This is a genomic window from Acidovorax sp. Leaf160 (genome assembly GCF_001424265.1).
GTDB lineage: Bacteria > Pseudomonadota > Gammaproteobacteria > Burkholderiales > Burkholderiaceae_C > Paracidovorax.
Map to the genome: position 1 here is coordinate 338,302 of NZ_LMOV01000024.1, position 14,728 is coordinate 353,029.

The 14,728-nt window shown below is 66.1% G+C and carries 9 protein-coding genes and 4 tRNA genes; 5 read left to right on the plus strand and 8 right to left on the minus strand.

The genetic code is table 11. The features are described from left to right. Positions 1 to 157 precede the first annotated feature (157 nt). Positions 158 to 2,263 (plus strand): TonB-dependent receptor domain-containing protein, encoded by a 2,106-nt coding sequence (locus ASF94_RS15070; protein ID WP_082493322.1) that lies wholly within the window; start codon positions 158 to 160, stop codon positions 2,261 to 2,263. Between the two features lie 230 nt (positions 2,264 to 2,493). Further along, positions 2,494 to 3,879, plus strand: a complete 1,386-nt coding sequence (locus tag ASF94_RS15075) for a DNA topoisomerase IB (protein WP_082493323.1) — start codon at positions 2,494 to 2,496, stop codon at positions 3,877 to 3,879. Positions 3,880 to 3,903: 24 nt separating this feature from the next. On the opposite strand, the gene fumC is transcribed toward ASF94_RS15075, so the two are convergent. Continuing rightward, positions 3,904 to 5,289: a class II fumarate hydratase gene (gene fumC, locus ASF94_RS15080; protein ID WP_056668021.1), complete on the minus strand. Its 1,386-nt coding sequence runs from the start codon at positions 5,287 to 5,289 to the stop codon at positions 3,904 to 3,906. Between the two features lie 317 nt (positions 5,290 to 5,606). Between fumC and ASF94_RS15085 the strand changes: the two genes are divergently transcribed. The 3 genes from ASF94_RS15085 (at position 5,607) to murI (ending at position 10,592) form a co-directional block, all read left to right on the plus strand. Beyond that, positions 5,607 to 7,814: a bifunctional diguanylate cyclase/phosphodiesterase gene (locus ASF94_RS15085; protein WP_082493324.1), complete on the plus strand. Its 2,208-nt coding sequence runs from the start codon at positions 5,607 to 5,609 to the stop codon at positions 7,812 to 7,814. Positions 7,815 to 7,976: 162 nt separating this feature from the next. Next, complete coding sequence (locus ASF94_RS15090) at positions 7,977 to 9,536, plus strand: fumarate hydratase (RefSeq protein ID WP_056668023.1); 1,560 nt, start codon at positions 7,977 to 7,979, stop codon at positions 9,534 to 9,536. Positions 9,537 to 9,680: 144 nt separating this feature from the next. Further along, a complete protein-coding gene (gene murI, locus ASF94_RS15095; protein WP_056668026.1) occupies positions 9,681 to 10,592 on the plus strand; it encodes a glutamate racemase in 912 nt (303 codons plus the stop codon). Positions 10,593 to 10,697: 105 nt separating this feature from the next. Here murI and ASF94_RS15100 read toward each other — a convergent pair whose 3' ends face one another. The 7 genes from ASF94_RS15100 to ASF94_RS15130 all read right to left on the minus strand — a co-directional run bounded on the left by ASF94_RS15100 (position 10,698) and on the right by ASF94_RS15130 (position 14,667). Further along, positions 10,698 to 11,330: a DUF6806 family protein gene (locus ASF94_RS15100; protein ID WP_056668029.1), complete on the minus strand. Its 633-nt coding sequence runs from the start codon at positions 11,328 to 11,330 to the stop codon at positions 10,698 to 10,700. Between the two features lie 243 nt (positions 11,331 to 11,573). Then, on the minus strand, positions 11,574 to 11,933 hold the full coding sequence (locus ASF94_RS15105; protein WP_056668032.1) for a response regulator: 360 nt from the start codon (positions 11,931 to 11,933) through the stop codon (positions 11,574 to 11,576). 140 nt (positions 11,934 to 12,073) lie between these two features. Beyond that, positions 12,074 to 13,465 carry a sensor domain-containing diguanylate cyclase gene (locus tag ASF94_RS15110; protein WP_082493325.1) on the minus strand — a complete coding sequence of 464 codons (1,392 nt, stop codon included), beginning with the start codon at positions 13,463 to 13,465 and terminating at the stop codon, positions 12,074 to 12,076. A 470-nt stretch (positions 13,466 to 13,935) separates the two neighbouring features. Then, a tRNA-Leu gene (locus tag ASF94_RS15115) sits at positions 13,936 to 14,027 on the minus strand. 133 nt (positions 14,028 to 14,160) lie between these two features. After that, positions 14,161 to 14,236, minus strand: a tRNA-Gly gene (locus ASF94_RS15120). Positions 14,237 to 14,461: 225 nt separating this feature from the next. Continuing rightward, positions 14,462 to 14,535: transfer RNA gene (locus ASF94_RS15125), tRNA-Cys, on the minus strand. 56 nt (positions 14,536 to 14,591) lie between these two features. Beyond that, positions 14,592 to 14,667 (minus strand) — tRNA-Gly (locus tag ASF94_RS15130). Positions 14,668 to 14,728 lie beyond the last annotated feature (61 nt).

Genomic DNA, 14,728 nt, shown 5'->3' on the forward strand with positions numbered 1-14,728 from the left:
AGTGCGGCAGTGGGTCAGTGGGTCAGTGGGTCAGTAGGCCAGTGGGTAGTAGCGCCGCTGCGATCCAGACCGTGTGAAAGCACCGTGAAGCTCCGGCAAAGATGCAAATGAGAGTTGTTATCATTCTCGTCTTTGCTTGACTTGAGGACTGCTTTCGATGCCCCGTATCCTTGTGCTTCGCCCCCTGGCGCTGGCAACCGCCCTCGCCTGCGCCGGCCTCGTTGCTCCCGCACAGGCCCAAGACTCCGCCGAATCCTCCCCGGCCCCTTCCGCCACCGGCGCAGGCCCCTCTGCGGCCGGCCCGGCGCTGTCGACGGTGGTGGTCACCGCCTCGGGCGCGGCGGTGGACATCAAGGAGGCGCCCGCCAGCATCAGCGTCATCACGCGCGAAGACATCGAACGCAAGCCCGTCACCAGCATCGGCCAGTTGCTGGCCACCGTGCCGGGCGTGACCGGGGGACTCTCTGGCACCGGTGCGCAGTCGAAGATCCGCCTGCGCGGACTGCCGGAGAAATACACGCTGATCCTGGTGGACGGCCAGCGCCAGGGCAACTCGGCCGGCGTGAACTACCGCGACGACCTGGGCCAGCAGGACCTGGACTGGATCTCGCCGGAGATGATCGAGCGCATCGAGGTGGTTCGCGGGCCGATGTCGTCGCTGTACGGCTCCGACGCCATGGGCGGGGTCATCAACATCATCACCCGCAAGATCGGCACGCGCTGGACGGGCTCCACCACGCTCAACTACAGCAAGCCGTCCGACTCCGACCGGGGCGACACGCGGCAGCTGGGCTTCAACCTCAGCGGGCCGCTGGCCGACCGGTTCGGCCTGCGGCTGGGCGGCAACGTCACCGAACGCGCATCGGACGCTTCGAACGGCGGGTTTGCCGGCACGTATCTCTCCACCGCCGGCGCGCGCAACCAGAACCTCAACGGTCTGCTGAACTGGCAGCTGACGCCCGACCAGCTGCTGTCTGTCGAGGCGGCGCAAGGCACGCAGCGGGCCCTGGGTTCGGACACCGTCAATGCCGCCGGCAACCCGATCGTCAGCCCCTGGGGCCTGGCCCAACTGCAACACACCAAGCTGGGCATCGGCCATGAAGGCCGCTGGGGCGCCGCGCGCAGCAAGCTCAACCTGGTGCGCAACGAGTACGAGGACAAGGGCAACACCATCGGCAACAACGCGCACGAGACCGTGCTGGACGGCCGCTTCGACCTGCCGGTGCAGCTCTTCGGGCTGGACCAGGCGCTGACCACGGGCTTCCAGTGGAAGCGCGAGGCGTTGGACAACCGCGACACCATCGGCGTGGCGCCCATCGACTACGCAGGCAACCGCCTGGGCGGCTCGGGGCTGTCCGCCACCACCTGGGCGCTGTTCGCCGAAGACAGCATCTTCCTGCGCGAGAACCTGGCCCTGACGCTGGGCCTGCGCATGGACCACCATGACCAGTACGGCACCAACTGGAGCCCCCGTGCCTACCTGGTCTACCACCCCGAAGCGGAATGGACGGTGCGCGGCGGCGTTTCGCGCGGCTTTCGCGCGCCGGGTCTGAAGGAGAACTCGGCCAACGCCGCCACCCAGTCGGGCGGCAACGGCTGCCGCAGCCTGGCCGGCCGCGGCTGGACCAGCAACAGCCGCAATGCCGACGGCACACGCGGCTGCTACATGGCGGGCAATCCCAATCTCGAACCCGAAACCAGCACCAACTTCGAGCTGGGCACGGGCTGGGACCGCGCCGGCTGGTCGCTGGGCGCCACCTATTTCCACACCGATTTCAAGAACAAGATCGACTACCAGCCGCTGGGCCTGTTCAACGGCTTCTGGTGGACGCGCATGGAGAACGCCCAGCGGGCGCGCACGCGCGGACTAGAGGCGACCGCCAATGTGCCACTGGCCCCGGCGCTGGACTGGAAAACCACCGTCACGCGCATGTTCGAATCGAAGAACCTGACCACCGGCGCGTCGCTGCTCGCCGTGCCACGCCTGACGGTCTATTCGGCCCTGCAATGGCGCATCAACCCGGCCTGGAACGCGGCCGTGAGCGCACGCCACACCGGCAAGGAACTGCTGACCACGGGCACTGCCACCAGTTTCGCCAAGGCCTACACCACGCTCGATCTGACGGCCAACTACGCGGTGAACGAGTCGCTGACCCTGCGTACCGGTGTCATCAACCTGACCGACAAGCAGACCCGCGAGCTGGGCAGCAACTACGACAACGGCGGGCGGACGTATTTCGTGGGGCTGACGGCGCGGTTCTGACGGCGCTCCCTACCCAGCACCGCATGCTATTCTTTTCATAGCTAAAGGTGCTTGCCAGTCAAGCGCCGGGGCCGGATTTCGCCCTGCAACGAGGCCCGGCGAGCGCGGTGGGCCGCTGGTGGGCCGCTGGTGGACAGACAGCTTCCCACCCGCGCTGCGGACCGGCGCCTACACCATCCTGCGCTGGCTTGCGGTGAGATGGGCCATTCCCCCTGCTGCCCAGGCACCGTATGCCCACTCCTTCCCGCGCCAGCGCCGCCAAGCCCGACACCACCAAGCCCGCGCCGCCCCGCCCCGGCAGCCGCCTGCCCGGCGGACTGATCTACGTGAGCGTGGACATGCCCGGCCTCACCCGCGTTCTCAAGGGCGATTCGTTCGCCTTCCGCAAGCCCGATGGCTCCTGGGTGAAGGACGAGGAGGAGATCGCCCGCATCCGCAAGCTGGCGATTCCCCCCGCCTACACCGACGTCTGGATCTGCGCCAAGGCCAACGGCCACCTGCAGGCGACCGGCTTCGATGCGCGCGGGCGACGCCAGTACCGCTACCACCCCGAATGGCGGCGGGTGCGCGACGAAGACAAGTTCGAGCGCATGCGCGCCTTCGGGCTGGCGCTGCCGCGCATCCGCGCCCGCGTCGCCCGTGACCTGAAGCCCCGGCGCGGCGAGCCCGCGCTGTCGCGCACCGTGGTGCTGGCCACCATCGTGCGGCTGCTGGACACCACCTTCCTGCGCGTGGGCAACGAGGAATACGCGGCCACCAACAAGTCCTATGGCCTGACCACGCTGCGCAACCGGCATGCCGGCGTGCGCGGCAGCACGCTGACGCTGCGGTTTCGTGGCAAGAGCGGCGTGGAGCAGGAGGCCCGGCTGGACGACCCGCGCGTGGCCCGCGTGGTGCGCCGCTGCCAGCAGCTGCCGGGCCAGGAGCTGTTCCAGTACGAAGACGCCGACGGCCAGCGCCATGCCATCGGCTCCAGCGACGTGAACGACTACCTGCGCGAGATCACCGAGGGAGCGCGGGGCACGGCCGGCACGGCGGGTGCGGCGGGCACAGCGGCCGATGGCGGCGAACTGCATTTCACCGCCAAGGACTTCCGCACCTGGCACGGCACCGCCCAGGCGCTGGAGCTGACGCGGCTGGCCTGTACCGGAGACAGCGGCGCCGCGTCGTACAGCGCCAAGGCCATTCTGGTGGAGGTGGCGCGCCAGCTGGGCAACACGCCGGCCGTGTGCAAGAAGTCGTACGTCCATCCTGCCGTGCTGGAGCTGGGCGCGCGCCTGGCGTCCGACGCGGGGCCCGACATGCAGAAGGTGTGGGACCGGATCGGCGGGGAGGGCTCGGCGCCGCGCGGCCTGACGGCGCCCGAGCGCCGGCTGCTGGCCTTCCTGCGGCGGCCGCTGCCCGGCGTTCCAAAGGCGGGCGCGCAGGCAGGCACCCAGGCAGGTGCTCGGGCAGGCGGGGTGCGGGCACAAGCCAAGCCCCCTGCTGCAAAGCCGGCGGCGCCCCGCCGGCAGGCAGCTGCGCCGAAAGGCCGCAGCGCGCCCCGCCCCGGCCAGCGCCGCCGCCAGGCCCCGGCCGCCGCACCGGCCGCCGCACCGGCCAGCGCGGCGGCCTGAGCGGCCGACCCGGGCCCCGGAGCCTCAGCGCCCGACCATGGCGCCGGGCACCACCCACTGGTCGAACTGCTCCGCCGTCACATGGCCGGAGGCGATGGCTGCCTCGCGCAGCGACGAGCCTTCCTTATGCGCCTTCTTGGCAATGAACGCGGCCTTGTCGTAGCCGATGTGGGTGTTGAGCGCGGTGACCAGCATCAGCGAGCGGCCGACCAGGTCGGCGATGCGCTCGCGGTTGGGCTCGATGCCCACGGCGCAGTGGTCGTTGAAGCTCACCATGCCGTCGGCCAGCAGCCGCACGCTCTGCAGGAAGTTGTGCGCCACCATGGGACGGAACACGTTCAGCTCGAAGTTGCCGGACGCGCCGCCGAAGTTGATCGCCACATCGTTGCCGAAGACCTGCGCGGCCAGCATGGTGACGGCCTCGCTCTGGGTCGGATTGACCTTGCCGGGCATGATGGACGAGCCCGGCTCGTTCTCGGGGATCGACAGCTCGCCGATGCCGCTGCGCGGGCCGCTGGCCAGCCAGCGCACGTCGTTGGCGATCTTCATCATGCTGGCGGCCAGGGTCTTGAGCGCGCCGTGCGCATGCACCAGCGCATCCACAGAGGCCAGTGCCTCGAACTTGTTGGGCGCGGTGACGAAAGGCAGTCCGGTCAGCTCGGCCAGCTCCCGGGCCACGCCTTCTGCATAGCCCTTGGGTGCGTTCAGGCCGGTGCCGACGGCGGTGCCGCCCAGCGCCAGTTCATACAGGTGCGGCAGTGCGTCGCGCACGTGCCGCTCGCCATGGCTCAGCTGCGCCACCCAGCCCGAGATTTCCTGGCCGAGCGTCAGCGGCGTGGCGTCCTGCAGATGGGTGCGGCCGATCTTGACGATGTCGTCAAAGGCCTGCGCCTTCGCTTCCAGGGTGGTGCGCAGCCGCGCAATGGCGGGCAGCAAGCGATGGGTCAGCGCCTCCACCGCCGCCACGTGCATGGCGGTGGGGAAGACGTCGTTGCTCGACTGGCTGCGGTTCACGTCGTCGTTGGGGTGCACCAGGCGCCCCTCGCCCCGCTCGCCGCCCAGGATCTCGCTGGCACGGTTGGCCAGCACCTCGTTCACGTTCATGTTGGTCTGCGTGCCCGAGCCGGTCTGCCACACGACCAGGGGGAATTCGCCGGGATGCTGGCCGGCGATCACCTCGTCGGCCGCAGCCACGATGGCATCGGTCTTGCGCGCATCCTGCAGCCCCAGCGCCTGGTTGACCCGCGCCGACGCCCGCTTCACCTGCGCCAGCGCCTTGATGATCTCGCGCGGCTGCCGCTCGCCGGAGATGTCGAAGTTCTGCAGCGAGCGCTGCGTCTGGGCGCCCCACAGTTGCTGGGCCGGCACCTCGATGGGGCCGAAGGTGTCACGTTCGATGCGATGGGTCATGGCGGACAGGCTCCTGGAGTGAATGATGGGGTGGCAAGGGATGGGACGGGTCGCTGCAGAGGTTCGCGTCAGGCGGCTCAGGCACAACGGAAGATCCCCCGGTGAATGGGGCCCGCAGCACCGGGTGATCCATCAGAATAGCGACAAACGAAAACCATTCTCATTGCAGAGTTGTGGGATTCCGGCGGAATCGACGTGCTTCCTACGTCGCGGACACGTTACTTGATGTAAAAAGGGCAGACCGCATCGTGCGTGCCTGGTGGCGCGTGCCGGCGCGCCGCGCTCGCCACCCTTCGACACCGCCCACCCCGCGCCCCATGCTCACCCCTCCGCTTCCCGATTCCGGCTTCATGACTTCCACCTACAACCTGCAGGTGGTGGCAGCGTCGTTCGGCATCGCCTGGCTGGCAGCCTATGCGGCGCTTGACGTGGCGCGGCGAATCCAGCGGGCGTCCTGGCGCATCGCGCTCGTCTGGTGGTCGGTCGGATCGGTGGTGATGGGTACGGGCTTCTGGGCGACGCACTTCCTCGGGCTGCAGTCGCTGCAGCTGCCGGTGACGCTCGGCTTCAGCGAGTTCACGACGCTCCTGTCGTGGCTGCTGGCGGTGTGCGTCTCCGGCGTGGTGCTGGGCCTGGCCGGCCTGCCCCACGCGCGCGCACTGCACTGGCTGGCAAGCGCACTGGTACTGGGCGCAGGCATGGGCGCCATGCACTACCTCGGCATGCAGGCCCTGGAGATGTCGATCCCCATCGTCTGGAACCCCTGGCTGGTCGCCGCATCCCTGGCGATGGCCCTGCTGGCTGCGCTCTGCGGCCTGGGCATGTTCCGGCTGCTGCTGGCCCAGCGCGGGCCGCGCAGGCTGCTTCACCAGGTGGTGGCGTCGGCCGTGTCGGGACTGGCGATGGGCTCGATGCACTACATGGGCATGGCGGCCGCGCAATTTCCGGAAGGTGCGGTGTGCCTCAGTGTCGATGGCCTGACGGGTTCCGGCCTGACTGCGGTCATCATCCTCGCCACGACGATGCTGCTGGTCAGCACGCTGGTGGCATCGGTGCTCGACGCCCTGCTGCAGCACAAGGCCCGCCAGTTGACCCGCTCGCTCAAGGACAGCAACGCCAAGCTGCAGTCCGCCAACGCGGCACTGCACAAGCAGGCCTTTGCCGACCCCCTGACGGGCCTGCCCAACCGGCTGTTGCTGGAAGACCGCCTGCACCATGCCCTCTTGCGGCTGGAGCGGGCCAACGCGGGGGGCGCGCAGCAACGGCTGGGCGTGATGTTCGTCGATCTCGACGGCTTCAAGCCGATCAACGATTCGCTGGGCCATACGGCGGGCGACGCCATTTTGCAGAGCGCGGCGCAGCGCCTGCGGGAAGAGGCGCGCGACAGCGACACCGTCGCGCGGATGGGTGGCGACGAATTCCTGGTGCTGCTGGAAGACGTGGGCCGCACCGCCGATTGCCTGGGCGTGGTCCAGCGTCTGCTCGACACCCTTTCGCAGCCCTTCGATCTGGCCGGCCGGCAGGTGCAGATCTCCTGCTCCATCGGCGTGGTGGTCTACCCCGACCAGGGCGAGCGCGAGAAGCTGGTCGCCAACGCCGATGCGGCCATGTACGCCGCCAAGCGCGCCGGGGGCAACGGTTTCGCGCTGTTCGAAGACCACATGAACTCCGACGCCTCCGAACAGCTGGAGCTGCAGAAGGACCTGCGCCAGGCGCTGCAGCGCGGGGAGCTGGCGCTGCACTACCAGCCGAAGATCGACGGCCAGCGCGGCCACATCTGCGGCGTGGAGGCGCTGCTGCGCTGGAACCACCCGACGCGCGGCGCGATCAGCCCGGCGGTGTTCATCGCGCTGGCCGAGCGCTTCGGGCTCATCAACACGCTGGGCAGCTGGGTCATCGACGAGGCCTGCCGCCAGATCGCCGAATGGGCCCGCAGCGGGCTGCGCATTCGCGTGGCGATCAACGTGTCGGTGCACCAGTTGCGCGAGGCGGGCCTGGCTCAGCGCATCACGCGGTCACTGCAGGCGCACGGCGTGGACGCGGGCCAGCTGCTGTGCGAAATCACCGAGACGGTCGCCATGGAGGACACCCGCACGACGCAGCGCACGCTGCGCGAGCTGGCGCGCATCGGCGTGTTTCTCTCCATCGACGACTTCGGCACCGGTCACTCCAGTCTGAGCTACCTGCGCCGCCTGCCCGCGCAGCAGCTCAAGATCGACAGCAGCTTCGTGCAGGACCTGGAACACCAGGAGGACGCCCGCGCCGTGGTGGACGCGGTGGTGCGACTGGCCCACGCGCTGGGCCTGAAAGTGGTCGCGGAGGGCGTGGAGACGAGCGGGCAGCGCGACATTCTGCTGGGCATGCGCTGCGACGAGCTGCAGGGCTTCTTCTTCGCCCGGCCGATGCCTGCGGACCGGCTGCAGGCCTGGGCCCTGGACGACCAGCCGGAAGGCACACTGGGTTTCTCGCCGTCGGTCTTCGGCATCGGCGACACGCTGGAGGCCCCCGGCGCGGTTCCCGTATAGGCCGCAGCGCGGCCCGGCAGACGCGGCGGCGGAGCGCGCCTGAGGCGGCGCCTGGTGCCGTGTGCACGGCCCTGCGCGGCGGGGCCCGGCAGGAGCCGGCAGGAGACGGCGAGGGGCAGCGATAATTGCGGGGTCCGTTTCTTCCCCCACAACATCCCCACCATGACCACGACCATCCGGTACCACGACCTCGTGGAGTCCGTTGCTGCGTCCCTGCAGTACATCAGCTACTACCATCCCGCCGACTTCATCGCCCATCTGGCCCGTGCCTACGAGCGCGAGCAGAGCCCGGCGGCCAAGGACGCGATGGCGCAGATCCTCACCAACAGCAAGATGAGCGCCACGGGCCAGCGCCCGATCTGCCAGGACACCGGCATCGTCAACGTGTTCCTGAAGGTCGGCATGGACGTGCGCTGGGAAGGTTTCCCGGCCGGCCAGGGCCTGGAAGACGCCGTCAACGAAGGCGTGCGCCGCGGCTACAACCATCCGGACAACACGCTGCGCGCGAGCGTCGTGGCCGACCCTCAGTTCCTGCGCAAGAACACCAAGGACAACACCCCGGCCGTGATCTTCGTGCAGATCGTGCCGGGCAGCACGGTGGACATCACCGTAGCAGCCAAGGGCGGCGGCAGCGAGAACAAGTCCAAGATGGTCATGATGAACCCCAGCGACAACCTGGTGGACTGGGTGCTGAAGACCGTGCCGACCATGGGCGCCGGCTGGTGCCCGCCGGGCATGCTGGGCATCGGCATCGGCGGCACCGCGGAAAAAGCCGTGCTGCTGGCCAAGGAAAGCCTGATGGACGACCTGAACATGTACGAGCTGCAGGCCAAGGCCGCGCGCGGCGAGAAGCTCGATCAGGTCGAGGAACTGCGCCTGGAGCTGTTCGACAAGGTGAACGCCCTGGGCATCGGCGCGCAGGGCCTCGGCGGCCTCACCACCGTGCTGGACATCAAGATCAAGATGTACCCCACGCACGCGGCCTCCAAGCCCGTGGCGATGATCCCCAACTGCGCTGCCACGCGCCATGCGCACTTCGTGCTCGACGGCTCCGGCCCGGTGTACCTCGAAGCGCCATCGCTCGACCTCTGGCCCAAGATCGACTGGGCGCCAGACTACAACCAGTCCAAGCGGGTGGATCTGAACACCCTCACCCGCGAAGAGGTCGCCAGCTGGAAGCCCGGCGACACGCTGCTGCTGAACGGCAAGATGCTCACCGGCCGCGACGCCGCGCACAAGCGCATCCAGGACATGCTGGCCAAGGGCGAGAAGCTTCCCGTGGACTTCGCCAACCGCGTCATCTACTACGTGGGCCCGGTTGACCCGGTGCGCGACGAGGCCGTGGGCCCGGCCGGCCCGACCACCGCCACGCGCATGGACAAGTTCACCGAGATGATGCTCGCCGAAACCGGACTGATCGCGATGATCGGCAAGTCCGAGCGCGGCCCGGTCGCCATCGAGGCGATCAAGAAGCACCAGTCGGCCTACCTGATGGCCGTGGGCGGCGCCGCCTACCTGGTCAGCAAGGCCATCAAGACCGCAAAGGTCGTCGGCTTCGAAGATCTGGGCATGGAAGCGATCTACGAGTTCGACGTGGTGGACATGCCCGTCACCGTGGCCGTGGATGCCGGCGGCACCAGCAAGCACATCACCGGCCCGGCCGAATGGAGCCAGCGCATCGCCACGGGCGAGTTCAAGTCCATCGACCTGGTCGCGGCCTGAGACGCCACTGCGCTGCGCCGCCAGGGAAACCCGGCGGCGCACGTGCCCGGCGCCACTGCCTGCACTACCATCCGGGCTTGCCGTGTTTCGACGCGCGGCAAGCCTTTTTGCTTCCCGTCCGACAGCTCTGAACCACCTTCCGCCATGACATCAGCCACGCAGCGCCCCATCGGTGTTTTCGACAGCGGCATCGGCGGCCTGAGCGTGCTGCGCGCCCTGCGTGCAGAACTGCCGAACGAACGCTTCGTCTATCTGGCCGACAGCGGCCATGCGCCCTACGGCGAGCGCGGCGATGCCTACGTTGCCGCGCGCACCCACGCCATTGCGGGGTATCTGCAGGCCGCGCACGACATCAAGGCGCTGGTCGTCGCCTGCAACACCGCTACCGCCGCCGCCATCCACGAAGTGCGCAGCCGTTACCCTGCGTTGCCGCTGGTGGGGCTGGAGCCGGCCATCAAGCCTTCCGTCGCCCTGACGCGCACAGGCCACATCGGCGTGATCGGCACCCGGGGCACGCTCGGCAGCAGCAAGTTTGGGCGGCTGATGACTTCATTGCAGGGCCAGGCGCACTTCGTGGTGCAGCCGTGCGACGGGCTGGCCTACGCCATCGAGCGCACGACGGACCACGGCCCTGCCGCCGTGCAGGCGGCTACGGAGACCGAAGCGCTCTGCGCCCGGTACATCGGCGCCATGGGCGCGTTCGGCGCGCAGGCCGGCCAGATCGACACACTGGTGCTGGGCTGTACGCATTACATCTTCGCGGAGCATGTGCTGCGGTCCCTGGTCGGCCCGCACGTACAACTGGTGGAAACCGGGGTGCCGGTGGCGGTGCAGACGCGGCGCTTGCTGGATTCCGCGGGCCTGCTGGCGGAAGTCGGGCGTGAAGATGCAGCAGCAGCCGGCGAGACGGCGATCCGGTTGCTTTCCACGGGAGACCTGGGACCGCTGCGGGCCGCAGCGCACCGGTGGCTGAATCTGCCGGCTTCTGATTGCGCAGCGGTGGCTGTGCCGTCTGCCATCGATCTGTCGGCACAAAACACAGCCGTTGCGCCCTGAAATCCTGGGGACCTTGCTGCTATTTTTATATCATCAGATAGCTGACCCGTTGGGTTGGCGCTCGGCTGGCCGGCCGCCCGATCCCGGGCCTCGATGGCGGCAGCGTCAGTGCAGATGGCGCGGCCGGCGTCCGCCCCCGCCATGGCCGCCGCCCCCGGAGCCCCCGCTGCCGCGCGGGGGTTTGCCCAGCTCCAGCGAATTCACCAGGGCATCGAAGCGCTGGGAGAACAGCTTGTCGACCTCGGCCACCACGCCGCCCAGCTCCGAGCCGTCGAAGTGGCGCTCCATCAGATTGATCACGTCCTGCACCAGCAGGTCGCGCTGCACCTGCATGATGGCAGCGGGCGTCGGGCCGACGAACAGCATGACGAAGTCGTCGCGCGCTTCGGATTCCTCGTCTTCTTCTTCCTCATCGAAGTCCGTGTCGTAGAACGTGACCTCGATCGCTGCGCCCTGCTCTGCCAGTTCGTTCAGGCTCATGCACATCTCGTCCAGAGACTGGCGGAAATCCTCGTCGCCCCGCACGGTCCAGCAGATCTGCAGTGTGTGCTCCTTGGCATCGAACTGGATGCCGGGCTCCTCTTCATAAGCGCTGGCCGCGCCATCGGCGAGCGACCGCGCACCGGCGTACTTCCACAGGGGCTTGAGCGCTTCCTGCAACTGCTCGAACGCGGTGTCGGCCCTGAGTTGGACCTGACCATGCACATGGATTTCAAAGGGAGCGTTGTAACTTGACATGATCGAATCGTAATGGTGCGCCGAGCCGGGGGCCTGAAACCCGCGTGCTTATTGGCTTGGGCTCATTTTTTAGGGAGAGCTTGGGGGCGTCGTCGACGGCGCGGCCATTTGGTGATGGCCCGTTTCGCCGTCATTTTCGCATGCGAGTGGTCCGTGCTGCGCCGGTTCGCATTAAGGTGACGCCGTCATGCGCCACCGCTGCTGCGTTTCGCTGGGCGCCGAGCGGGCGCAGACCCGCGCGGCTCACCCAAAAGCCAGTGAGGAGAGGAACCGATCCAGCTCTTCAGATTTGTCGAACACCGCGTCAGCGCCCAGGCTGTGGCACTGTTGCCGGATTTGGAGAGTCGCGTGGTTCGTCAGCACCAGCACGCGCTGCCTGCTCGCATCGCGGCGAAGCGCCGTCAAAACCGCCAGCCCAGTGCCAGATCGCAGGAACAGATCCACCACCATCACGTCCCAACCACGAGTCGCCGCAGCTTCGATCGCCTCCTCTGCGGTCTCGACTACAGCCACCACCTCGACGTTGGCGGCGTGAATCATCGCTGCGGTGAGCGACGTCTGAATGGCCGGAATGTCTTCGACCAAAATGACTCGAGTTCGCATGTGTTTCTAGCGGGAAAACCGGTGTCAGTGAAGAGAAAACGGGGTGGAAAGTCGCCCGCCCGCGCACCTGCCGGACGCACCCACGTGCGTACGCTGTCGCGGGTCTGCACGTTGCGCTGTTATCCGAGAAGATGGAACACTCATTTCGGCGTGACAAAAACACAGCGGTTTTTACCGTCGTTCTTGGCTTGGTACATCGCGGTATCTGCCAAGTGAAGCAGGTCCCCACCCGCTAATGCGTCGGCACTGGAGCAAAAGACGACGCCGATACTTGCATGGACTTGACCGATTCCGCCTCGGAGTTCGATCGGCGCCCTCACCGTCTGAAGTAGGCGCTCCATCAGGGTCTGGCACTCGGCCATGTCATGCAGATCTTGAATGATGAGCACGAACTCATCCCCACCGAGGCGAGCCAACGTGTCCTTAGCCCCGATTTGTTGGGACAGCCGATGGGCGGTCGTGACCAGTACGGCATCTCCCTGCGCGTGGCCGAGCCTATCGTTGATCGACTTGAATCCATCCAGATCCAGAAGAGCGAGTGCAAAGTAGCCATTTTGCATTTTGCATCTCTGTTGCGCCTCTTGGAGGCGCTCGACCATCAGGCGGCGATTGGGCAGATCGGTCAGTGGGTCCCTCAAGGCTTGTCGCCGGGTTTCCAGACCCTTTTCGTAACGCCCCAAAAATGAATAACTGAGCCTGGCCATCGCCAAGCTGGCCAAGAAAATGAGCGAGAGGTCGAAATAAAAGCGCGCATTGTCGCTGGAGCGAGGAAGGCGTGAAACGCAGAACGCCCACGAAGCCGTGCCACTTTTGACCTCGCGACATTCTCCATCGAGCACGGGCTCATCAGAATGAAGGAGCTTGTGAAAACCTCCGGTCTCAGGATCCGTGCCGGTGAGCTCATAGGCGTAACCCTCGCCCACGATATCCCGGACATTCGCCTCCTGGAGCGCATCGGGGAATTTCAAGGTAACCACCGTATATCCCCAAAAATGGGAACGGCCATTCGCGTCCGTCAAGAACACTGGCAACATTCCAATGGCGCCCATAGGGCCCTGCACCAGCTTAATGGGGCCAACGAACTCGACTTTGGTGTTCTGGGGGTCCAGATTTCTGATCACCTCTTCCCGATTCAGGTGCTCCAACAAGTCGTGACCACGAACGATCAGATTCTTGTCCAAAGGCTCAACCTGACGAATGATGGCGTTGGGAGCCAAGGAGAGTGCATAAGCCCCCTTGTACAGTGGAATCAAGAATCTCGCGAGCGACTCAAAATCCTCTACCTTACCGTTACCTTGATACACCATGACGGCCAGCGAACGGGTTGCCGACATGGCCCGCTCAATGACTTTTTCGACAGACGCTGCCGTTATGACGGCGATTTCCCCTGTCCGGACCTCCTCGGCACGCCGTACCTCCCTTTCAAACCCGCTCGCAACCAGCCAACCCAAAAAAATCGAAATCGCAAAGGCTATCAACGTTAAGAAGTTGCGCCACGGGCCACTTACTGCAAAAACTTCTGTCGTGATCATGAAAATCAGTGGTCAATGGGAGAGCTCAACCTGAGTGGATTCCAGTTGACTTCCAGCAGGTCTGCGAACGATTGTACAAAGGGGCATACATCAGCCAGGGGGTGCCCGCTACCCACTGCCACTATGTGCATAAACCCCTGCAGACCCCGCCATATCGCTTCGCACTGACCTACGCGCATGGACCCCGAGCCGCGCACCCAGTCGCGCAAACGGGTGCGCAGCCGTAGTCACGTACATCACCCAAGGTCTTGATCGCGCCCCCTGGAGCGCTGGCCATGCCCCTGGATCTGGAGGCACAGGGTACCTGTAGCCGTTTTCAAAGCGATAGCTTTGTGAAGGAGGCAGCGGAGAGATGAGGGGTGCAGCAGGTGCAAATCGGCGCAGTAGCCGCGCTCTGGCGGTTCCGGAACCGCGCCAGACCGTTGACCGGTCTGACTCGTGCGAGGGCCGCACTGCCCTGCACAGGTAGATGGTGCCCCGAGCCGGGGTCGAACCGGCACGCCCCTTCTCAGGAAGCGGCGGATTTTAAGTCCGCAGTGTCTACCAATTTCACCATCGGGGCGACTGTGGGATGGCTCAGCCGGCCTCAAGCCATGCGGATCCGGGTCACGCTTCTGTGCTGGATCTGACAGCCTCAGCCATGTCCAGAGCAAAAAGCCAATAAAAAAGGGAAGCCGAAGCTTCCCTTTGAATACTGGAGCGGGAAAAGAGTCTCGAACTCTCGACCTCAACCTTGGCAAGGTTGCGCTCTACCAACTGAGCTATTCCCGCATTTCACTGAGAAGACGTTTCCATCACCGCAGCGAGAAAAAAATTATAACACCGATTCTACGCTTGTCAGGAAGTTGACGGCACAACCATCAACATCCTGAACTTCCGCGCACCGAGCTTCGATGTCGTGCCGGTTGCACTGCAACCACCACGCCACCCGCCAGACCCATTCCGAACACGGCATCGACGGCATGGAAACCGTTGAATGCCGAGCACCGCAAGGTCTGGAGGCGCGGTCCGGAGTCGAACCGGACTAACCGGATTTGCAATCCGGGGCATAACCGCTTTGCTACCGCGCCAAAACCCGATGTCCTCTGGCAAAAAGGGGAAGCGACTGCTTCCCCTTTTTGGAAATTGGAGCGGGAAAAGAGTCTCGAACTCTCGACCTCAACCTTGGCAAGGTTGCGCTCTACCAACTGAGCTATTCCCGCATTTACCGAAGCCTCACATTGTACAACGTTTGCGTCGATGGATGAATTGTAGCGCAGTTTT